Here is a 21,491-nt window from a genome sequence, read left to right on the forward strand (position 1 = left end):
GAGTCCTCTCTACGAAGGGTCCGACGCCGGCCGGGTCGCCTCGAGGAGCTCGCCGAGGACCGCGACGGCGTCGCGCAGCCTCGTCTCGTCGACGGCGGCCCGCTCGACGACCGGGGCCAGCGCCGCGCCACGCGACCGGCGGATGCCGGCGATGCGCTCGGCGCCGGCGGCGGTCAGCGTCACGAGGGTGGCGCGCGCGTCGGCGGGGTCAGGGGTGCGTGCGACGAGACCGAGGCCCTCGAGGCGCTGGACGGCCGTCGTCATCGACGGCTGCGAGCTCTCGTCGGCGTCGGCGAGCGCGGTGACCCGCGCGGGACCGATCTCGTCGACGAGGACGAGGACGCGCGCCTGGGCCGAGGGCATGCCGAGGTCGGCCGCGCGGGTGGCCCAGCGGGACAGCCGGGCGGAGGTCCGCAGGAGCTCGTCGGGCAGGGTGTCGGAGGTCGTCACCTCCCGACTATTACATAGATAACCTATTTAAATCCACCGGGATGGACGTCAGCCCATCGTCCGCTGGCCGTCGATGCTCTCGCGGATGATGTCGGCGTGGCCCGCGTGCTGGCTGATCTCGGCGAGGAGGTGCAGGGCGACCCGGCGCACCGACCAGCTGGCCCCGGGCTCGAACCACGGCGCCTGCGGCAGCGGGCTCGAGCGGTCGAGGTCGGCCTCGCGCAGGAAGTCCTCGGTGCCGGCCGCGACCTGCTCGACCCGGCTGCGCAGGTGCGCGAGGGTGTCGCCCTCGCGCAGGACGAAGCGGGTGTCCTCCCACTCGCTGCCCGACCAGTCGCCGTCGTTGCTCGCGCCCTCCGCCGCCACCGCCTCCCAGTCGACGTCGGACTCGTACACCCCGGACCCGCCGAAGGCGTCCGCCCCTCGTCGGGCGAAGTCGACCCACTGCTCCTCGGTGTCGGCGACGTGCTTGAGCAGCGACGCGATGGTCAGCGCGCTCACCGTGCTCGCGGTGCGCGCCTGCTCCTCGCTCAGCCCCTCGGCGGTCTGGAGCAGGAAGCCGCGATGCCGCCCCAGGCTCTCGATGATGTCGTCCCGCTCGGCCATGCCCGTCCCCTTCGTCGACCGGCGGGCGCTCCCCGTGCCCGCTGCACATCTCTCACGGTAGGGGCGACCACCGACGACGTCACCCCCTGCCGGCCGGACCAGCGGTGGCCCGACGCCGCCGACGCACTACCCTGGCCGCGTGAGCGAGCCCATCACCTATGCCTCCGCCGGTGTCGACGTCGAGGCGGGCGACAAGGCCGTCGAGCTGATGAAGGAGTCGGTCCGGCGGGCCCAACGCCCGGAGGTCCTCGGCGGGCTCGGCGGCTTCGCCGGCATGTTCGACGCCTCCGCCCTCGTCGGTATGCGATCGCCGGTCCTCGCGACGAGCACCGACGGCGTCGGCACGAAGGTCGCCGTCGCCCAGGCGATGGACCGGCACGACACCATCGGCCAGGACCTCGTCGCCATGGTCGTCGACGACATCGTCGTCTGCGGCGCCGAGCCCCTCTTCATGACCGACTACATCGCGACCGGCTCCGTCGTCCCCGAGCGCGTCGCGGCGATCGTCAGCGGCATCGCGAAGGGGTGCGAGCTCGCGGGGGTCGCCCTCGTCGGCGGCGAGACCGCCGAGCACCCCGGGCTGCTCGAGCCCGACGAGTACGACGTCGCGGGCGCCGCGACCGGTGTCGTCGAGCGCGACGCGATCATCGGGCCGCAGACCGTGCGTCCCGGCGACGTGGTCCTCGGTCTGGCCTCCTCGGGCCTGCACTCCAACGGCTACTCCCTGGTGCGCGCCGTCCTCGCCCAGGCGGGGTGGTCCTACGACCGTGAGGTGCCCGAGCTCGGCCGCGCCCTCGGTGAAGAGCTGCTCGAGCCGACCCGCATCTACACCCTCGACCTGCTCGACCTCATCCGCTCCGACGTCGACGTCCGGGGCCTCAGCCATGTCACCGGCGGCGGGCTGGCGGCCAACCTCGCGAGGGTGCTGCCGGCCGGCACGCTCGCGCGCGTGGACCGGGCGTCGTGGACCCCGCCGCCGATCTTCTCGCTCGTCGGGTCGTTGGGCCAGGTGCCCCGCGCCGATCTCGAACGCACGCTCAACCTCGGCGTCGGCTTCGTGGCGGTCGTGCCGCCGGAGCACGCCGACGCGGCGATCGCCCGGCTCGCCGAGCGCGACCTGCCGGCCTGGGTTCTCGGCGAGGTGCACGAGCGCGAGGGGGCGCCGGTCGAGGACGGCGTCGAGGTGGTCCAGGGCGCGAAGGGCGTCGACGGGGGAGCGGTCCAGGTCGTCGGCGAGCACGGCTGATGCTGCGGGTCCTCGTCGCGGACGCCGACCCCACCTCACGATCGGGGTGGGTGGCGCTGCTCGAGGCCGAGCGCGACCTGCGGGCCCGGCCCGCCGTGAGCGCCGCGGAGCTCGTCGAGAGGTGCGAGTCCGCCGACGTCGTCCTGCTCGTCGTCGGCGACCGCACGGCACCCCGGATGCCCGAGCTGCTCGCCGCCGTCTCCGACCGCAGCGGGACCCCGGTCGTCGTCCTCGCCGCCACGGCGACGGACGAGCTCGTGCCGCAGGCCATCGAGCAGGGAGCTGCGGGAGCTCTCGTCGCCGATGCAGCGCCGACGCAGGTCGTCGCCGCGGTGCACGCGGCCGCCGGTGGTGCGAGGGTCGACACCGACACGGGCATGGTCCCCGTCACGGGGCCGCTCGTGCAGCGCGTGAGCCACGAGGCCAGCCCGCTGACCGCCAAGGAGGTGGAGATCCTCGCGCTCGCCGGTGAGGGGCTGAGCAACCAGGAGATCGCCGGTCGGCTCTACGTCAGCGTGTCGACGGTGAAGTCGCACCTCTCGCACGCCTTCGGCAGGCTCGGGGTGCGGCACCGGGCTGCGGCGATCGCCGAGGCCCGCAGGCGCCGGATGCTCCCCTAGGGGCGCACCCGGCTGAGATCACCTGTCGCGAGGGGCCCACTCGTCGTAGCCGTCGTCGTCATCCGAGGTGCGGTCGTCGCCGACGGACCGCCGCTCGTCGTGACCGGTCTGTGTGTGGAGTTCCCGCTCAAGCGCCCGGAGGTCGGTGTCAGGCGAGTAGTACTTCAGCTCGCGTGCGACCTTGGTCTGCTTGGCCTTCGCTCGGCCGCGCCCCATGGCGTGACCCCCTCATGCGTAGTGCGGGACGGCCATGACCTCTCATGAGGCGAACTCACGAGCGGCTGGGCGGTCCCGGATCTGTGGTGTCTGTCGTGGGCCTAACGCTACATGAGACGGCGACGATTCCGCGCCTCGGCCCGGCCCGCCCCTACGCGTCGCGCAGAGGCCGCGCCGCCGCTGACACGGCGGCGACGAAGAGGGGCGCCTGGACGGCCCAGTCGTAGCGCTCACGGGCGAGCGCGTGGCCTCGTCGGCCCATCTGCGCGGCCCGCTCGGGGTCGGCGTGCAGGGCGAGGACCGCCCCCACCGCGGCGGCCGCGTCGCCGAAGGGGACGACGACACCGCCGTCGCAGGCCTCGACGAGCTCGACGGCGAGTGGCAGCGGCGTCGTCACCGCGGGCACGCCGTGCGCGAGGTACTCGACGACCTTCGTCGGGGTGCTCGGCCGGTAGTTCGGCAGGTCGTGGAGCAGCGAGAGCCCCGCGAGCGCGCCGTCGAGCATGGCGCCGGCCTGCTCGGCGGGCACGAAGCCGTGCCACACGAGGTCGCCGGTCGCCACAGCCTCGGCCAGGGCGTGCTGCGTCGCGGCGTCACGCGCCGGGCCGATGACGTGCAGCACCGGCGCCTGCGGGCCGCTCGTGCGCAGGGCGCGCCCGACCTCGACCATCTCGGCGGCACCACGCGCCATCGTCACGTTGCCGAGGTAGACGACCCGGTCGCGACCCGGTGCGGCAGCCCGAGGGGGGACGCTCGCGGCGTTGGGCACGACGGGATGGGTGCGCGCGAAGCGCTCCTGGTAGCCCGGCTCGGCGAGCAGCAGCTGCCACCGACGCTCGACGAGGCGCTCGAGGCGGCGCCATCCGCGCGCGACGACCGGGCGAAGGGGGCGCGGCAGCCAGTCCTTGACGACGAGGGCCGCCGCCGGGTCCTCGTGGACGTCCCACACGCGCCAGCCCCGGGCCAGACCGGCGAGAGCCGGGACGAGCTCGGGGTCGTGGACGACGACGACGTCGTGCTCGGGGGCGAGTCGTCGCACGAGCCGGCGGGCCGCGACGGCGGCGCGCAGGCGCCGGCGCCCGGCCGCCCGGGGCAGGTCGACGACGGCGAGCCCTTCTGCAGGGTCCGGCGCGACGTCGTACCCGGCGAAGGGGGCGGCGTAGGTGACCTGCCAGCCCGCGTCGAGCAGGGCGCGGACCTCGCGGTGGCGGATGCGCGAGTCCGAGGGGTGGTGGACGACGGTGACGACGAGCGCGCGTCGCGGCGCGCCGGAGAGCTGGGCCGGGCTCACTGCTCGCCGACGAGCTCGCCGAGCTCGCGGCGCACCCCGTGGCCGACCCGGTCGGGCCCGCCGACGACGACGACCGACCGCGGGCGCAGCCGGCGCACCTCGTCGAGCACGGGCGGGGGCACCTCGTCGGTGAGCAGCCACAGGACGGGGCGTCCGGTCTGCGCGGCCGCGAGGACGGTGACGAGGGCCTCGCCGGTGGCGGTGACGAGGGTCGTGAGGAGCGCGTCCGGCGCGGTCCGTCCGGTCGCGGCGGAGCGGTCGACGAGCTGCTGCATCGGGCCGCGTCGGGCGTCGTGCTCGACCGGTGCGATCGCGCCCAGCCGCTCGACGTCCGTCGCCGGGAGGACGCCTTCCTCGCCGCCGACGACGACGCGGGCCGGGGCCCACGACGCGACCGCGGCGAGCGTCTCGTCGTCGAGACCGGCGTCGTCGACGACGAGCAGCGGCTGGCCGTCGAGGGCCGCCTCGGCCGAGTACAACGTGCTCATCGAGCCCGGGTCGTCGCGCAGCACCCGCAGCGTCGCGCCGGGCTGCGGCGGGGCGATCTCGAGCACCCTGCGGCCGATCTCGGCCGAGGTGCGGCCGTCGACCCGGTCGGTCGGCCCGATCTTGCGCAGCTGGTCGACGACCTGGCTGCTCAGCTGGTCCTCGTCGCCGACGACGACGACCCGCGCGGGCTGCAGCCGCGAGAGCTCGTCGCGGGTCGAGCCCGGGGCGTTGCCCTTGTGCGAGAAGAGGACGGGCCAGCCCAGCCGGGCGGCGGCCGGCACGACCTGACGCATGATCGCGGCGCCGCGGCTCGGCACGACGAAGGCGCCCTCGACGCCGCTGTCGTAGGTGCGCGCGCTGAGACGGGCGGCCGTCTCGACGCGATTGCGCCCGCCGACGCGCTCGACGCCCGGCACGTCCGGCTCGGAGGGGGTGGGGTCCTCCCCCTTCACCCGACGGCGCTGCCGCTTGGGCAGGGTCTCCTCGTACGCGCCGAGGACCTCCTCGGTCGGGCCGTCCATGACGAGCCGGCCCTGGTCCATCCACAGCACGCGGTCGCAGATCTGGCGGATGCTGCCGTTGGAGTGCGAGACGAGGAAGACGGTGCCGGCGCTCTCGCGGATCGAGGCGATCCGCTCGGCGCTGCGCTCGCGGAAGTCGGCGTCGCCGGTCGCGAGCGCCTCGTCGATCATCAGCACGTCGGGCGCGGCGGAGGTCGAGATGGCGAAGCGCAGGCGCGCACCCATGCCGGAGGAGTACGTGCGCATCGGGCGGTAGACCGCGTCGCCGATGCCGGAGAAGTCGACGATCTCGTCGAAGCGCTCGCGGATCTGCGCGCGGCTCAGACCGAGTGCCTGACCGCCGATGTAGATGTTGCGCTCGCCGCTGAGCTGGCTCATGAGGACGGCGTTGACGCCGAGCAGAGAGGGCTCGCCGGCGACCCAGATCCGCCCCTTCGTCGGGGGGATGAGGCCGGCGACGGCCCGCAGCAGGGTCGACTTGCCCGAGCCGTTGCGCCCGATGATCCCGATCGACTCGCCGTGGTGGGCCACGAAGCTCACGTCGGTGACGGCGGGCACCTCGCGGGCGACCGCGGGCTGGTCGCCGCGGCGGCGCAGCCGGGAGACGAGGCCGCCGTCCCCGCTCGTCGTCGACGCGCGCCGGCTGCCGCCGACGACGCGGTAGACGATGTCGAGCCCGTCGACGACGACGGTCGGGCGCTGCTCAGCCTCGGCCATAGCGCGCCTCGTCGATCCAGAAGACGACCATGCCGACGGCGAGCAGCCCGACCGCCCACGCGGCCAGCGCCCACCACACGGTGAGGTCGAAGGGGTGGTCGGCCGGCGACATGAGGGCCTGGCGGGCGGCCTCGAGCGGCAGCGCGAAGGGCTGGTAGACCAGCACGTCGCCCCACAGCCCCGGCAGCCGGTCGGCGTACTGCGCGACGGGGAAGAAGACCCCCGAGGTGTAGCGCAGCAGGCGCACGACGACAGGGATGAGCTGGCCGATGTCCTTGCTCGCGTTGACCAGCCGTGAGCCGATGAGCGCGAAGCCCGCGAGGACACCGGTCTGCAGGAGGATCGCCGGGACGAGCAGGAGCCAGCGCACGCTCGGCGTCTCGTTCGTGAGCACCATGACGACGAGGAGCAGCGCGAAGGCCGGCAGCGCGGCGATGAGCTCGGTGAGCGCGACCGACAGCGGCAGCACCGCGCGGGGGAAGTGCAGCGCCCGCACGAGGTTGAGGTTGCTCGTGACCGACTTCGAGCCCCGGGTGATGACGCTCGAGGTGAAGGTGAAGAGCACGACGCCGATCGAGAGGAAGCCGACCTTGTTGCTCACCGAGCCGGTCGTCCCGAGCAGCACCCCGAAGATGAGGAAGTAGCTCGCGATGAGCAGCGCCGGGTTGAGCAGGTTCCACAGCTGGCCGAGCCGGTTGTCGTGGTTCTTCGCGTACGACTGCGCCGACGACAGGGTCCACAAGAAGGCCCTGCGTCGCCACAGGTCACGCAGGTAGCGCCCGAAGGGGGGCCGGGTGCCGAGCTCGGTCAGCCCGTGGCGCTGCGCGAGGGCCGTCGCCTCGGCACTGCTCAGGCTCGGCACCGGGGTGAGGGGGGCCCGGGACGGGCCCGTCGTCACAGCCGCTCGACCCGCTCGCCGTCGGTGGCGACACCGCGCGTGTCGAAGAAGCGCTTGGCCTTGGCCGCGAGGGCGTCGACGTCGTAGCCCTTGTGGTTCTGCACGAGGATCGTCAGGTCGGCGTCGCCGACGGCCGCGTCGAGGTCCGTGACCCGCTCGGCGTCCGGCACCGCGCGCCACTGCTCGACCTTGTCGTCGTGGTAGCGCACGGTGGCGCCCTTCGCGACGAGCTGCTGGGCCAGGGGCACGGCGGGCGACTCGCGCTGGTCGGCGATGTCGGGCTTGTAGGTCACGCCGAGGAGCAGGACCGAGGAGCCGCGCAGCGACTTGCTGTCCTCGTTGAGGATGTTCTGCGCACGCTGCACGACGTAGGCCGGCATCGTCGAGTTGATCTCCTGGGCCAGCTCGACGAAGCGGAAGGGGTAGCCCAGCTTCGCGCGGACGTTGTAGGAGAGGTAGTTCGGGTCGATCGGGATGCAGTGACCGCCGACGCCCGGGCCGGGGTAGAAGGCCTGGAAGCCGAAGGGCTTGGTCTTCGCCGCGTCGATGACGTCCCACAGGTCGATGCCGAGGTCGTGGCAGAAGCGCGCCATCTCGTTGACGAGGGCGATGTTGATGTGGCGGTAGGTGTTCTCGAGCAGCTTGGCCGTCTCGGCCTCGCGGGTGCCCTTCGCGCGCACGACGGTGTCGACGAACTGGCCGTAGAAGGCCTCGGCGGCGTCGCCGCAGGCAGGGGTGTGGCCGCCGACGACCTTCGGGGTGTTCTTCGCGCCGAAGGTCTCGTTGCCCGGGTCGATGCGCTCGGGCGAGAAGGCGAGGTGGAAGTCGGTGCCAGCGGTCAGGCCCTTGGCCTCGAGGACGGGGCGGACGACCTCGTCGGTCGTGCCCGGGTAGGTCGTCGACTCGAGGATGACCGTCTGGCCCGTGGTGAGGTGCTCGGCGATCGTCGCGACGGCGGCGTTGACGGGGCCGAGGTCGGGGCCGCCGTCCTCGGCGAGCGGGGTGGGCACGCAGATGACGAGGGTCTTGACCTCGCCGAGCTTGCTCGCGTCGGTCGTGGCCTCGAAGCCCGCGCCGATCATCTCGGAGATGTGGTCGTCGGTGAGGTCGTCGACGTGGGACGTCCCGGCGTTCAGGGCGTCGACCACGCCCTGGTTGACGTCAAAGCCGAGGACCCTGAGGCCGACACGCGAGGCCTCCTGCGCCAGGGGCAGGCCGACATAGCCCAGCCCGATGATCGCGACGTCGAATGCCACAGTCGTTTCCTTCGTCAGTGCGGACCCGACCGGTGCCGGGACGTGCAGGTGCGCCCCCGGCGGCGCCAGGGGCGCGTCGAGCATACCCGCCAGCCCGCTCCCGCCCCGCACGCCGCGTCTAGCATGACCGCCATGCCGCACCCCCTGCCCGTCCTGCTCGTCACGAGCAACGGCGTGGGCATGGGGCACCTCACCCGGCAGCTCGCCGTCGCGGCCAGCGCGCCCGCCGAGCTCGACCCGGTCCTCATGTCCCTGTCCGGTGCGCTGCCGACCGTCGCGTCGGCCGTGGCCCGGGGCGCCCTGCCCGAGCTCGCCGGACTGCGCACGGAGTACTGCCCGAGCCGGCGCAGCGGGTGGCTGCCCCGGCGCGGCCCGGCCGCCGCGCTGCGGCGGCGCTACCCGCCCTACCAGTGGGAGCCGTACTTCCGCGACCGGCTGCGGGCGCTCGTCGCCGAGACCGGGGCACGCCTCGTCCTCTTCGACGGGGTCGTGCCGTACCGCGGGCTGCGCGAGGCGCGCGAGGCCCTGCCGGGGACCCCCTTCGTGTGGATGCGGCGCGGGATGTGGCGCGCCGGGGTCGGCGCCGACTGGCTGACGCACGCCGCGGTCTTCGACCACGTCCTCGAGCCCGGTGACGTCGCGGCCGCCCGCGACCGAGGGCTCACCCATGAGCGCGACGACGCCCAGCGGATCGCCCCCATCTCGATCGCCTCGGCGCTGCACCTGCACGACCGCGCGCAGGCGCGCGAGGCCCTCGGGCTCGACCTGGACCGGCCCGCGCTGCTGCTCACGCCCGGCACCGGGGCGCTGGAGGACGTCGCCTCACCGGTCCGGGCGGCCCTGGCGACCGTGCGGCGCGAGCAGCCGGACTGGCAGGTCGCCGTGACGAGCCCGGCGCTGGCGCGTCACGGCCTCGGCGACGAGGCCGACGTCGTGCTCCTGCGCGACACCTACCCCCTCGCCCGCTCGCTCGCGGCCTTCGACGCCGCGGTGAGCGCGGCCGGCTACAACTCCGTCCACGAGCTGCTCGGCGCCCGGGTGCCGACCCTCCTCGTGCCGGGTCTGGCGCTCGGTGCCGACGACCAGCTCGGTCGCGCCGCGGGGGCCGCGGACCTCGGTGCGGCCCTCGTCGCCCGTCCGGACGACCCGACCGCGCTCGAAGGGGGAGTGACCCGCCTCCTGCGGGCGGCCACTCGTGAGGACCTCGCCGCGGCGTGCGCCGCCCTGCCGGCCCCGACCGGCGCGGCCGAGGCCGCGCAGGCGCTCGGCGCGCTGGCGGCCGGCGCTCCCGCCCCGGCCGGGCTCGGCGACGGCGAGGGCCTCGGCCCGCCGCGCTGGCGCTCGGCGCTGCCCGACCTGCGCACCCCGGTGAGCGTCGACGGGGCGCGTCAGCGCCGCGACGCGCCGACGCTCCACCTCACCCAGGACCTGCCCGACCGGCTCGGCGACGAGCCCGTCGAGCACCTCGTCGCGGGGTCCTCGCCGCAGTACCGGCGGGCGCGCGCCCGGGTCGCCCGCTGGGTCTACCGCTCCTGAGAGCGCCGGTCCCTGCGCCGGGAGAGACCTCGGCGCACGCCGCCGAGCACCTGCCGGGCGCGGGTCCTCGCCCGGCGCGCGGGGGAGTGCGCCCGGCGCACCGCCGCCTGCCACTGCGGCGTCGCCGCCCCATGGGCCCGCACGCCGACCGCCTCTCCGTCGACCCAGTGCCGCCAGGCGCCGGTCGTGAGGTCGGCGACGTCGGTGACCGAGGCGTCGGGGTCGAGGCCCAGCACCTGCGCGAGACGCGCGTCGAGGTCGTCGCCGGCCGCGAGGAGCTGCTCGACGGGGACGGCGACGAGCGCGGCGGCGAGCAGCTCGCGGTCGAGGGCGACGCAGCGCGCCGGTGCGCACGCGACCCGCACGACGCGGCGGCCCGGTCGGGAGAGCTCGGCGAGCAGGCGCTGCGCCGCACCGTCGGCGAGGTCGACGCCGTCGTGCACGAGGACCGCGGCGACGTCCGGGTCCGTGGCGGCAGCCCTCAGGGGTGCGGCGTCCTGCGGCCCGGAGACCACGCGCAGCGACGACGTGCTCGTCCGGCTCATACGGCGCAGGGTAGCGGCGGCACCGCACCGGCCGGGGGCCTGCACGGTAGCCTCGCTGCCGCCGAGCCGGGCGTGGGTCCCGGGGCGCAGGGGAGGGTGCAGCGATGAGCGACGAGCTCGCGTCGACGCAGAAGAAGGCGCAGTACCACGCGGCGCGCTCGAAGGCCCGGGCCGCGCGCATCGCCGAGCTCGAGGAGCAGCTCGAGCAGGCCCGTGCGGCGCTCCCGGTGACCGACCGGGTGCCCCCGGTCTACGGCGCGACGCGCTACAGCGTCTTCGTCCCCGGCAGCCTGGAGTGGCAGCTGTCGTCGACGGGCGAGGACGAGCAGGCCTACCGGGAGCGGCTGTGGTCGGCCGAGCGGATGGGCCCGCGCCAGCAGGTCTTCCTCGAGTGGGCGACGCCGATCTACCAGGGCTTCCACGACGCGTACGGGTACCGCCATGTCGTGCAGTACAGCGCCGAGATGCCGGCGCGGTGGCGCGACGCCCTGCTCGACGCCGCGGCGACCTACCCCGTGCTGCTGCCCGTGCCCTCGCACCGCTGGCAGGACCGGGTCGGGGCGATCCGCGAGGACCTGCGCGCCCGCGACGCCGGGCCCGGCCCGGTGGCCTGGCTGCGCGTCGACGACGACGACCTGCTCGCGACGACCTTCCTCGACCGGCTGGTCCCGCTGGTGACGGCCGCCCACGACGGGTGGTCGGTCTCCTTCGGCAAGGGTCTGACGGCCGAGTACGAGGACGGTCGGCTCCACCGCTTCGGGCTGACCAACCGCACGATGGCCTCGATGGGGCAGACCTTCGTCGGCACGGTCGACCGCTCCGGCAGCCCGACCTTCCCCCCGCTCGTCAGCCACGTGCGCGCGCACCGCGAGATGCCCGTGGCCGTCGACTCCCGCGAGGTCGCCTACCTGCGCCTGCTCCACGACCAGCAGGACCGCGAGCTGTCGGTCGAGGCGGTCGAGAACCCCACCGACATGTATGAGGTCGAGGACCTCGCCGGTGATCTCGCCCGTCTCTTCCCCACCGTCGTCGCGCACAGCGAGCTGCCGACGCAGTCGCTGACGGTCGAGCGCCGATGAGCGATTCGGTGCTCGAGCCGGGGGACACGCCGGTCGGGCGGGTCCCCGGGGCCGGCGTGGAGCGCCGCGCCCGCCTCGGGCTGTCGCGCGAGGGCTGGGTGCTGCGCCGCCCCCGTCGCCCCCCGCGCCGCGGACGGTGGGCCGACGGGCCGGCCGCGCTCGCGGCCCGGGTGGGTGAGCTCGACGACGTCCACCGGCTCGAGGTGCGGGCGTGCGACGACCCGGGGGACAGGGTGGCCGCCGCCGACGTCGAGACGGTGGTCGCCCCCTTCGCCCGACGGGCCGTGGCCCGCGGGACCCTCGTCCTGGCCGACCTGCCCGACGCGCTCGGCGGGGCCGTGCCCGTCGCGCTGCGCGGGGTGGCCGGTGCACCCGGCGACCTCGCCCACGACCTCGCCTCCGTCGGGCAACGACGGGGCGTCCTCGCCGCCGCCCTGCCCGCGGACCTGCCGACCGTCACCGCCGTCGTCGCCACCCGGCGCCCTCAGCTGCTGGGCCGGGTGGCCGCGATGCTCGCCGCGCAGACCTACGGGCCGCTCGACGTCGTCGTCGTCGTCCACGGCGGCGACCCCGACGCCCTCCCCCCGGTCGACGTGCCCGGACGGCAGGTGCGGGTCGTCGCCGCGCCCGCCGAGGCGAGCCTCGGGCGGGCGCTGCAGGTCGGCTGCGACGCCGCCGAGGGCGAGCTCGTGACGAAGTTCGACGACGACGACCACTACGGGCCCGACCACGTCCTCGACCTCGTCCTCGCCCATCGCGTCTCCGGCGCGACGCTCGTCGGCAAGAGCACGACGATCGTCCACCTCGAGGACCTCGACGTCACCGTCCGGCGGGTCTTCGGGACGCCGGAGTCCTACGTGCACCGCGTCGCCGGGGGCACGATCCTGCTCTCCCGGGCCGACCTCGCCGAGGTGGGCGGGTGGTCCGACGTGCCGCGGGCCGTCGACAGCGCCCTCATCCGCAGCGTGCGCTCGGCGGGCGGGCGGGTCTACCGGCCCCACGACCTCGGTTACGTCTACGTGCGCCACCGCCGGCCCGAGGGCTCGGCCGAGGGGCACACGTGGGCGGCCGACGCCGGGCACTTCCTCGTGAGCGCGCGCGAGCAGTGGCTCGGCCTCCTGCGCCGCCCGGAGCTGGGCACGACCGCGACCTGAACGGCCCACGGTGGGCGCCGTGACAAACTGGAGCGTCATCATCACCGAGGCAGAAGGGCTCTCATGGCTCCGCTTGTCGTGCACGTCACCGGCGCGCGCCCCAACTTCCCCAAGGCCGCTCCGGTCCTCAAGGCGCTCTCCGCCTACCCCGTCGAGCAGCTCCTGGTCCACACGGGTCAGCACTACGACGACAAGATGTCCGACGTCTTCTTCCGTCAGCTCGGCATCCCGAAGCCGGACGTCAACCTCGGCGTCGGCTCCGGTGCGCACGGCGCGCAGACGGCCAAGGTCATGGAGGCCCTCGAGGAGCTCTTCACGCAGCGCCGCCCCGACCTCGTCGTCGTCTACGGCGACGTCAACTCCACGGTGGCCGCCGCGCTCGTCGCCTCGAAGATGGGCATCACCTTCGCCCACGTCGAGGCCGGGCTGCGCTCCTTCGACATGACGATGCCCGAGGAGATCAACCGCCTCGTCACCGACAAGCTCTCCGACCTGCTGCTCACGACGAGCACCGACGCGATCGCGCACCTCGGCAACGAGGGCACGGCGCCGGAGAAGATCCACTTCGTCGGCAACCCGATGATCGACACGCTGCTCACGCACCGCGAGCGCTTCGACGCCGAGGCGGTGCGCGCCGATCTGGGCATCGAGGGCGACTACCTCGTCGCGACCCTTCACCGCCCGGGCAACGTCGACGACCCGGACGACGTCCGCGCGCTCGTCGCCGCGATGCACGCCGTGGCCGACCAGGCCCAGGTCGTCATCCCGCTGCACCCGCGCGGCCGCGCCCGTCTCGAGGAGGCCGGCTTCCTCGACCACCCGGGCATGCGCGTCGTCGACCCGCTCGGCTACCTCGAGTTCATGGGGCTCGTGCGCGGCTCGGTCGGCGTCGTCACCGACTCGGGCGGTGTGCAGGAGGAGACGACCATCCTCGGCGTCCCGTGCCTCACCCTTCGCCCCAACACCGAGCGCCCGGTGACGATCACCCACGGCACCAACCAGCTCGTCACCCGCGACACCCTCGCCGAGCGCGTCCGCGAGATCCTCGCGGCCGGCAAGCTCACGCAGTGGCCGACGCCGCCGCTCTGGGACGGCCACGCCGGCGAGCGCATCGCCGACGTGCTCGCCGGGTCCCTCGGAGTGACCCGGTCGTGAGCGGGGCCCCCGGCGTCGCCGCCCCCGCCGCCGCGAGCGAGGGCCCCTCGGAGGCCAAGCCGGCGAAGAAGCCGCACCTGCGCGGAGACATCGAGGGCCTGCGGGCCGTCGCGGTCGGCACGGTGCTGCTCTTCCACATGGGCGTGCCGTGGGTCGACGGCGGCTTCGCCGGGGTCGACATCTTCTTCGTCATCTCCGGCTTCCTCATCACCTCGCTGCTGCTGCGCGAGGCGGGGCGCAGCGGGAGCATCTCGATCGTCGACTTCTACGCCCGCCGGGCGCGGCGGCTGCTGCCGGCCGCGAGCGTGGTGCTCCTCTTCACCGCGGTCGCCGGGTACCTGCTCATGCCGCCGGCCGGCCGGGGCGACCTCGGGACCGACGTCATCACGGCGACCCTCTACGTCATCAACTGGGGGCTGGCCTTCCGGGCGGTCGACTACCTCAACGAGGGCGCCGACGTCTCGCCGCTGCAGCACTACTGGTCGCTGTCGGTCGAGGAGCAGTACTACGTCTTCTGGCCGCTCATCATCCTCGTCGGGCTCGTCGTGGCCCGGCGTCTCGGCGTGCGCCCGATGCGGATGCTCTTCGGCGTCCTCGCCGTCGTGGCCGCCGCGTCGCTCGCGTACTCGGTCCTGCACACCGCGGCCGACCCCGCGACGGCGTACTTCTACACGACGACCCGCGTGTGGGAGCTCGCCATCGGCGCCCTCACCGCCTTCGCCGTCGACCGCCTGCGGCGCACGCTGTCGCACACGGTCGCGACGGTCATGGCCACCGTCGGGCTGCTGATGATCGCCTACGCGGCGCTCGTCTTCTCCAAGGGCACCCCGTGGCCCGGCTCGGCGGCGCTCGTGCCGACCGTGGGCACCGCCCTGATCATCGCGGCCGGCTGCGCCAGCCAGACGACGATCCCGGCGCGGCTGCTCAGCCTCAAGCCGATGACCTGGCTCGGCGGCCTGTCGTACTCGGTGTACCTGTGGCACTGGCCGCTCATCACCATCGCGGCGGCCCGGTGGCCCGACATCCGCATCCGGCACAAGATCGCGCTCGGCCTGCTCTCCGTCGTCCTCGCCTGGGTGACCAAGAAGCTCGTCGAGGACCCGATCCGCTTCAACAAGGGCATCTCGGCCCAGCCGCGCAAGGCGCTCACCATGGGCGGCGTGCTCATGACGGTCTGCGTGCTCGCGGGCTTCGCCGTCATGCGCACGGTGCCCGACCTCGGGACGACGAAGGACGTCGAGGGCGCGACCGCGCTCGTCGCCGACACCTCGGCCTCGACGTGGGAGGTGCGCTCCGACCCCGAGTCGGTCTTCACCACCTCGGGCGAGCTCACGCCCAACCCTGCGGTCGCGACGAAGGACGTCCCGTCGTACTACGACGACGACTGCCAGGTGCTCGCGGGCGACACCGCCGTCAAGACCTCGTGCACCTACGGCGACACGGGCTCGGACAAGGTCATGGCGCTCGTCGGCGACTCGAAGATGGGCCAGTGGTTCCCGGTCTTCGACGAGATCGCCAAGCGCGAGGGCATGCGGCTGGACCTGTACCTCAAGTCCGCGTGCGCCTTCGGCGAGGGCGCGAGCATCAAGGACGAGTGCGCGGAGTTCACCGGCAACGCCGTGACGGCGATGGGCGAGGGCGACCGCACGCCGGACGTCGTCGTCAGCTCGGCCGGCACGGACGACGCGAAGGCCGCCGACCTGGCAGCCCCGCTGAAGACGCTCCAGGACGGCGGTGCGAAGGTCGTCGTCCTCTCGGACAACATCCACCCCGGCTCCGAGGTCTACAACTGCGTGGCCGAGGCCGGTGACGGCGACTACGCGTCGTGCGGCTTCCCGCGCGAGGACACCGACGCGAGCCTGGGCCAGGCCGCCGACGAGCTCGGCGCGACCTTCGTGCCCGTCGACGAGTGGATCTGCCCCGAGGGCGTCACGGAGTGCCCGCCGGCCGTCGCCGGCACGCTCGTCTACCGCCAGGGCTCGCACGTCACCGCGACCTACGCCCGGACGATGACGCCGATCATCTGGCGTCAGCTCTCCGCGGCGAAGGTCACCTCCACCCCCGTCGCCGACATCACCGTCGACGACATCCCCGCCCCCACCGGCTCCGCCAAGGGCTGAGCGGGGGTCGAGCAGGGCGAAGGGGGAGCCGAGAGGCTCCCCCTTCGTCATGTCCGGCGGGCCGTCCGAGACCACCGGCGCCAAGCCCCCCCCCCGGGATCGAAGAAGGACCGTCACCTCGAGGTGACGGTCCTTCGTCGAACCAGCGGCGAGATCAGCCGAACAGACGGTGGTACTCGCGGTCGACGATCTGGGTGACGTCGCTCCAGTCACGCTCGGCGAGGACCCACTCGCGGGCCTGGCGGCCCATCCGCTCGCGCAGCTCGGGGTCGTCGAGGTAGCGGCGGATCTGGGTGGCCAGCGAGCCGGCGTCGCCCTTGTCGAAGACGAGACCGCGCTCGTCGGCCTTGACGATCTCGGCGAGCGCGGCGACCGAGCTCGAGATCATCGCCTTGCCCATCGCCATCGACTCGAAGGGCTTGATCGGGCTGATGAGCTCGCAGACCGGCAGCGGCAGGCGCATGAGCGGGGTGATCTGGAAGATCGAGAGGTACCGCGCGACGTCCTCGTGGGGCACGCGCCCGGTGAAGGTCACGACGTCCATGACGTCGAGCTCGCGGGCCAGCCGGTGCAGGAAGCCCTCGTGGTGGCCGTCGCCGACGATGATGACCGCGAAGTCCGAGCGCTCGGTCTTCAGCTGGGCCGCGGCGCGCAGCAGCAGCTCGATGCCCTCGTAGTCGACGAGGCTGCCGGCGTAGCCGATGACCGTCTTGCCCTGGATCCCCAGCTCGTCGATGAGCGCCTGGTCGGGCTCGCGCGGCTCGAACTGGCTCGTGTGCACGCCGTTGGGCAGCACCTTGATCCGGTCGGCGGGGCCGCCGCGGGCGATCATCTCCTCGCGCAGCGCCTCGGTGATGACGAAGGTGAGGTCGGCGTTCTGGACGACGTGCAGCTCGAGCGTCGTCATGTACCGGTACGCGTCGGTGCGGCCGAAGGCCGGGTTGCGCGAGATCTTCATGAGGTCCTCGAGACCGCGCATCTCGTAGACGAAGGGGATGCCCAGGCGGCGGGCGGCGCGCAGACCGGCGAGCCCGTTGTTCTGGAAGCTGCTCGCGTGGATGAGCCCGGCGCGGTGCTCGCGCGCGGTCTCCTCGATGCGGCGGGCGAAGCGCTCGATGTACCCGGCCATCGGCACGGTCTCGTAGACCCGCTCGCCCGGCTCGAGCAGACGCACGTAGGGCACGCCGTCGACGACGTCGCGCTCCTCGACGACCCGCTTGTCGGCCGGCGACCAGAAGTCGTAGGGGAAGCCGAGGCGGGTCGCGGCCTGCATGTCCCAGCCGAGGGCCCGCAGACCGGTGAGGACGCCGTGGCTGCGGGTCGCGTAGCCGCCGGAGCGGTGGGGCAGCGACTGGGCGAGCACGGAGAGCACGGCGCCGGGACGCGGCTCGTAGGAGCGCTCCTGCGCCTCGTCGACCGGCCAGCCGGTGCGCCCGATGGCGATCTGGTCGCTCACGCGGGCGTGCAGGGCGCGGGCGCGCTTGTCGTTGCGCTCCTCGATGACCCGGCCGGCGATCGTCTGGGCGGTGTCGAGCCAGCCGGCGCGGGCCGCCTTCGCCGCCATGGGCAGGACGTTCTTGTGGTGGATCGCGCGCAGGTGGTCCGCGGGGGCGGCCGCGTAGAGCTCGCGCAGCTCGTCGTACCCGGCGATCTCGTTGAGCAGGGTGACGGCGGCCTTGAACTTCACCTGCCCGCCCTCCTGCCCGACGGCGAAGGCCTCCGCCGCCTGAGCCTCGCGGTCGCCGGCAGAGCGGATGCGGGTCTCGGCCTTGATCCGGTCGAGGCTGGAGCGGGTGTAGCTGACCTGCCAGCTCTCGACGTGGTCGATGAAGCGCTGCGCGACCACGGGGTCGGAGGTCGAGAACCACGAGATGATCCGCTCGGCGTCGCGCGTCGTGCTCGGCACGACCGTCATGGCGAGCTCGCGGGCCCGGTCGTGCAGCTCGTCGTCGTGACCACGGCGGGCCACGGCGAGGACGAGGCCGGCCGCCTCGGCGTCCGGGCCGAGGTCGAGCGCGCTCCGCGCGTGCGGCAGGGCGAGGTCGACCTCGCCGAGGTTGAGGTGGCTCCACGCGAGCATCGCGTGCCCGGTCGCGCCGAGCGCCGGCTCGGGCAGGCGCGACAGCAGGCGCACGCCGCGGGCGTGCTGCGAGCCGTTGACCATGAGCATCCGCGCCTGGGTGAAGACGGCGCGCTGCCCGACCGCGCCCCCGGAGGAGGGCAGGGTCGCGACGGGCCCGAGCGGGGCACGACGCACGACGGCTCGTGCGGCGCGGCGCCCTGCGCTCTTGGCGGATGCGGGGTCGATGCTGGCCATGGTGTCCTTCGAGTCGACGATCAGATGCTGACGTGCGTGGTGGGGTCGCCGTAGAAGAGCAGGCGGCCCGTGGCGGTGAAGAAGGTCGAGTCGGTGACCGTCCACGTGTGGGCGAGGCGGTCGTCGCCGCGCACCGACACGTAGTTGTACCGGTCGCCGGAGTAGATGCGCACGCCGGCCTCGGCGCTGCGGTCGAGGATGTCGGAGTCGACGGCGCGGGGGATGTCGGAGAAGCGCACGTCGCGCACGACGTCGCCGGCGAAGAGCATCGACCCACCCTGGATGCGGCGCTCGTAGCGGTGCTCGGAGTCGGGGTAGCGCAGGACGACGGCGCCGGTGGAGCGCAGCCACACGTAGTGCGCCCACTTCCCGACGACCCCGGCGTCGGTGTACGCGAAGGTCGCGAGCAGATCCGAGAGGTAGCCCGGGCCGTAGATGTTGTCGTCGTCCATCTTCGCGACGTACTGGCCGATCGCGGCGTCGACGCCGAGATTCATGCACGCGCCGAGCGTGAGACCGGCGTCGGCGTGCACGAGGGTGAGGTGCTCGACCCCGGCGTGCTGCGCGCGGCGACGCAGGTCCTCGTCGTCGGTGTCGAGGCCGTGGAGCACGAGGACGAGCTCGAGCGCCTCGTGGCGCTGACGGCCCAGGTTGGCGAAGACGTTGTCGAGCTCGTGGGTGCGGTTGGTCGGCACGACGGCGGAGATCGTCGGCACCGTGAGCGGCGTCGCTCGGTCGGGCAGCACGGCCTGGGTGATCGCCCGGGCGCGGTGCGCCGCGGTGTGCCCCTGGAGCACGGCGCGCTGGAGGAGGAGGCCCTCGCGGGAGACGAGCTCCTCCTGGTGGATCCGGGCGACGACCTCGCTGCGCAGGGCCTTCTCGTCCTCGACGCGGGGGACGAGCGCTGCGATCTCGGGCGGGGCGGCGCTCGTGAGGGAGGTGAGACCGACGACGGGGGTGCGGGCGGTCGCCGCGGCCACGGTGGTCCACGCCGAGCCGGGGGCGCCGTCGCCGAGGTCGACGAGGACGCGCGCGTCGGCGAGGACTCCGGCCTCCGCGGCCCACGGGCCGTGGGCGACCTGGCGCTCGGCGAGGGTCGGCGGGAGGGTGACCGAGGCGGACTTGCCGGACAGCCGCACGAGGGCGGCCTGGCTCGGGGCGAGCGGGGCGATGCCGCGAGCGACCTCGCGCAGCGCGGTGTCGTCACCGAGGCGGCCGAAGCCGTCGACGACGAGCAGGGCCCCGCCGCGACGGGTCGTCGTCTCGTCGTCGCGGGCGAGCCCGGACTGGCGCGGCTGACCGGCGGCGGGCCACAGCTGGGCGGCGGTCCCGGCGCCCTCGAGGGCGGAGACGGTGGCCTCGTCGACCCCGCCGACGACGTCGGCCGCGACGAGCAGCTCGGTCGGGGGGACGGCCCGGTCGGTGACCCACAGGGCGATCCGCGCGCCCGCGTCACGGGCGGCCGACAGGGCGGTGACGAGCTCGTCGACCGCACCGGTCCACCCGGTGACGGCGCCGGCGCAGTGCTCGACGAGGACGAGGTCGGGGGCGGTGCCCTCGAGCGTCGCCCGCCAGCCGTGCCGGTCGAAGGGGTGCTGGCGCCACTCGGGCGCGAGGAGCTCGGCCAGACGCGGGCTGACCGCGGCGGTGACGTCGAGGTCGAGGGGGGCGAAGGGGGAGTACGGCGCCCCGACGGAGGTGACCGGTCGCCCTTCGACGACCCGGTGCGGACCGCTCGGGCGGGCTGGCTTGGGCGCCGGTGCCGGGGTCGCGGGCTGCGCGGGGGCCGGCGCTGCGGCGCGGGGGTCGGCTGCGGGCGCCGCGGCCGACGCCAGCGTGGTGGCGCTGCGGGCGACGGCTCGGCGCAGCTTGGTCACGGCGGAGTCCCTGGTGCTCACGGGCACACATCCTCGCACCCCGCGTGGCGCGCGCCACTCTGGCGCACCGCGCCGGGCACAGCGCAGGTCACCAGTCGACGCCCTGGCACTGCCGAGAGCCCCGGGTCTCGACCTGCAGGGTGGCGTGCGCGATGCCGAAGCGCTCGCGCAGCACGGCGCTCGCTGCGACGAGGACGCCGTCCGCGTCGTCGTCGGCGACGAGGTGCGCCGTAGCGACGTCCATGCCCGAGGTGAGGGTCCACACGTGGAGGTCGTGGACCTCGGCGACCCCGTCGACGGACTCGAGCGCGCGGGTCATGTCGTCCGGCACGACCCCTGCCGGGGCGTGCTGCCCGAGGACGGCGAGCACCTCTCGACCGAGGTGGAGCGCGCGGACGAGGACGAAGACGCCGATCGCGAGGGCGACGACGGTGTCCCAGACCGCCGAGCCCGTCGTCATGACGAGCAGCGCTGCGACGATGACGCCGACCGAGCCGACGGTGTCGGCGACGACCTCGAGGTAGGCGCCCTTGACGTTGAGGCTCTCCCCGGCCCCGCCGCGCAGGAGGAGCAGGGCGACGACGTTGACGGCCAGGCCGAGCCCGCCGACGACGAGCATCGCCGTCGAGCCCACCTCGGGGGCCGAGCCGATCCGGCTCAGTGCCTCGACGACGACGTAGACCGAGACCCCGATCATCATGAGGACCGCGAAGCCGGAGGCGAAGATCTCGGCACGGTAAGAGCCGAAGGTGCGCCGCCCGGTCGTGTCAGGACGCGTCGCGACCCAGGTGGCGACGAGCGCCGCCCCGAGCGTCACGACGTCGGCGGCCATGTGGCCGGCGTCGGAGAGCAGCGCGAGCGAGCCCGAGACCAGACCCGCGGCGAGCTCGACCCCGAAGAAGGAGCCCACGAGCACGAAGGCGACGAGCAGGCGCCACCGGTGCCGTCCGCCGGCGTGCCCTGCCGCGCCGTGCGAGTGCCCGCCGCTCATCGGCGCGGCCGGGTCGGGGCGTCGTCGGGCGCGGCGGTGTGGACGACGTGCTCGCGGGTGACGTCGAGGAGCATCCGCACGTGCCCGTCGGAGAGCCGGTAGTAGACGTTGCGACCCTCGCGCCGTCCGGTGACGACCCCGGAGGCCCGCAGCATCCGCAGCGACTGGCTCACCGTCGACTCGGCGGTGCCGGTCGACGCGGCGAGGTCGCAGACGCAGAGCTCGCCGGCCTCGAGGAGGGCGTAGAGCAGCCGGGCTCGCGTCGGGTCACCGAGCAGCCGGAAGACACCGGTGACGGTCGCGAGCTCGTCGGGGTCGGGCGCCGCGGCGAGCACGAGCGCGACCTTGTCGGGGTGGACGCCCTCGACGGCGCACCCGTCGAGCGAGGAGACCGGGCGCATGAGCCC

At 74.1% G+C, this 21,491-nt stretch carries 19 protein-coding genes; 7 read left to right on the top strand and 12 right to left on the bottom strand.

What is annotated here, in order from left to right; translation table 11 throughout:
- Positions 1-9: 9 nt before the first annotated feature.
- Positions 10-450, bottom strand: a complete 441-nt coding sequence (locus LIV55_RS08180; RefSeq protein ID WP_229299876.1) for a MarR family winged helix-turn-helix transcriptional regulator — start codon at positions 448-450, stop codon at positions 10-12.
- Positions 451-498: 48 nt separating this feature from the next.
- The gene (locus tag LIV55_RS08185) at positions 499-1,056 is read right to left on the bottom strand and encodes a DinB family protein (protein ID WP_191562991.1); all 558 of its coding nucleotides are present in this window, start codon (positions 1,054-1,056) and stop codon (positions 499-501) included.
- Between the two features lie 139 nt (positions 1,057-1,195).
- Here LIV55_RS08185 and purM point away from each other — a divergent pair, with 139 nt between their 5' ends.
- Positions 1,196-2,302 (top strand): phosphoribosylformylglycinamidine cyclo-ligase, encoded by a 1,107-nt coding sequence (gene purM, locus LIV55_RS08190; protein ID WP_123093741.1) that lies wholly within the window; start codon positions 1,196-1,198, stop codon positions 2,300-2,302.
- Entirely contained in the window at positions 2,302-2,922 is a 621-nt protein-coding gene (locus LIV55_RS08195) for a helix-turn-helix transcriptional regulator (protein ID WP_229299877.1), read from the top strand. Before purM ends, LIV55_RS08195 begins: the two co-directional genes overlap by 1 nt.
- Before the next feature lie 18 nt (positions 2,923-2,940).
- Here LIV55_RS08195 and LIV55_RS08200 read toward each other — a convergent pair whose 3' ends face one another.
- The 5 genes from LIV55_RS08200 to LIV55_RS08220 all read right to left on the bottom strand — a co-directional run bounded on the left by LIV55_RS08200 (position 2,941) and on the right by LIV55_RS08220 (position 8,310).
- A complete protein-coding gene (locus tag LIV55_RS08200; RefSeq protein WP_123093739.1) occupies positions 2,941-3,138 on the bottom strand; it encodes a DUF3073 domain-containing protein in 198 nt (65 codons plus the stop codon).
- Positions 3,139-3,289: 151 nt separating this feature from the next.
- Positions 3,290-4,429 (bottom strand): glycosyltransferase, encoded by a 1,140-nt coding sequence (locus LIV55_RS17175; protein WP_229299878.1) that lies wholly within the window; start codon positions 4,427-4,429, stop codon positions 3,290-3,292.
- On the bottom strand, positions 4,426-6,156 hold the full coding sequence (locus tag LIV55_RS17180) for an ATP-binding cassette domain-containing protein (protein WP_308012891.1): 1,731 nt from the start codon (positions 6,154-6,156) through the stop codon (positions 4,426-4,428). The genes LIV55_RS17175 and LIV55_RS17180 overlap by 4 nt, the downstream gene beginning before the upstream one ends.
- Positions 6,143-7,018: an ABC transporter permease gene (locus LIV55_RS08215; RefSeq protein WP_229299879.1), complete on the bottom strand. Its 876-nt coding sequence runs from the start codon at positions 7,016-7,018 to the stop codon at positions 6,143-6,145. Before LIV55_RS08215 ends, LIV55_RS17180 begins: the two co-directional genes overlap by 14 nt.
- 32 nt (positions 7,019-7,050) lie before the next feature.
- Entirely contained in the window at positions 7,051-8,310 is a 1,260-nt protein-coding gene (locus tag LIV55_RS08220; protein WP_229299880.1) for a nucleotide sugar dehydrogenase, read from the bottom strand.
- A 132-nt stretch (positions 8,311-8,442) separates the two neighbouring features.
- Here LIV55_RS08220 and LIV55_RS08225 point away from each other — a divergent pair, with 132 nt between their 5' ends.
- Positions 8,443-9,846, top strand: a complete 1,404-nt coding sequence (locus LIV55_RS08225) for a UDP-N-acetylglucosamine--LPS N-acetylglucosamine transferase (protein ID WP_229299881.1) — start codon at positions 8,443-8,445, stop codon at positions 9,844-9,846.
- Here LIV55_RS08225 and LIV55_RS08230 read toward each other — a convergent pair.
- Complete coding sequence (locus LIV55_RS08230; protein ID WP_191562984.1) at positions 9,834-10,391, bottom strand: hypothetical protein; 558 nt, start codon at positions 10,389-10,391, stop codon at positions 9,834-9,836. The genes LIV55_RS08225 and LIV55_RS08230 overlap by 13 nt on opposite strands.
- Before the next feature lie 104 nt (positions 10,392-10,495).
- On the opposite strand from LIV55_RS08230, the gene LIV55_RS08235 reads away from it, so the two are divergent.
- From LIV55_RS08235 to LIV55_RS08250, 4 genes are all read left to right on the top strand, one after another.
- Positions 10,496-11,470, top strand: a complete 975-nt coding sequence (locus LIV55_RS08235) for a glycosyltransferase (RefSeq protein WP_229299882.1) — start codon at positions 10,496-10,498, stop codon at positions 11,468-11,470.
- Positions 11,467-12,624 (top strand): glycosyltransferase family 2 protein, encoded by a 1,158-nt coding sequence (locus LIV55_RS08240; RefSeq protein WP_229299883.1) that lies wholly within the window; start codon positions 11,467-11,469, stop codon positions 12,622-12,624. Before LIV55_RS08235 ends, LIV55_RS08240 begins: the two co-directional genes overlap by 4 nt.
- Positions 12,625-12,687: 63 nt before the next feature.
- Positions 12,688-13,779, top strand: a complete 1,092-nt coding sequence (wecB, locus tag LIV55_RS08245) for a non-hydrolyzing UDP-N-acetylglucosamine 2-epimerase (RefSeq protein ID WP_123093730.1) — start codon at positions 12,688-12,690, stop codon at positions 13,777-13,779.
- A complete protein-coding gene (locus LIV55_RS08250) occupies positions 13,776-15,899 on the top strand; it encodes an acyltransferase family protein (protein ID WP_229299884.1) in 2,124 nt (707 codons plus the stop codon). The genes wecB and LIV55_RS08250 overlap by 4 nt, the downstream gene beginning before the upstream one ends.
- Before the next feature lie 154 nt (positions 15,900-16,053).
- Here the strand turns inward: LIV55_RS08250 and LIV55_RS08255 are convergent, their stop codons facing one another.
- From LIV55_RS08255 to LIV55_RS08270, 4 genes are all read right to left on the bottom strand, one after another.
- Complete coding sequence (locus LIV55_RS08255) at positions 16,054-18,216, bottom strand: glycosyltransferase family 4 protein (protein ID WP_229299885.1); 2,163 nt, start codon at positions 18,214-18,216, stop codon at positions 16,054-16,056.
- Between the two features lie 20 nt (positions 18,217-18,236).
- Positions 18,237-20,114, bottom strand: coding sequence for a glycosyltransferase family 2 protein (locus LIV55_RS17185; RefSeq protein ID WP_229299886.1), 1,878 nt, complete (start codon positions 20,112-20,114; stop codon positions 18,237-18,239).
- Between the two features lie 67 nt (positions 20,115-20,181).
- Entirely contained in the window at positions 20,182-21,084 is a 903-nt protein-coding gene (locus LIV55_RS08265; RefSeq protein ID WP_229299887.1) for a cation diffusion facilitator family transporter, read from the bottom strand.
- Positions 21,081-21,485, bottom strand: a complete 405-nt coding sequence (locus LIV55_RS08270) for an ArsR/SmtB family transcription factor (RefSeq protein ID WP_191562977.1) — start codon at positions 21,483-21,485, stop codon at positions 21,081-21,083. Before LIV55_RS08270 ends, LIV55_RS08265 begins: the two co-directional genes overlap by 4 nt.
- Between the last annotated feature and the right edge of the window lie 6 nt (positions 21,486-21,491).

Origin of the sequence: Janibacter melonis (assembly GCF_020567375.1) — a bacterium.
GTDB lineage: Bacteria > Actinomycetota > Actinomycetes > Actinomycetales > Dermatophilaceae > Marihabitans > Marihabitans melonis.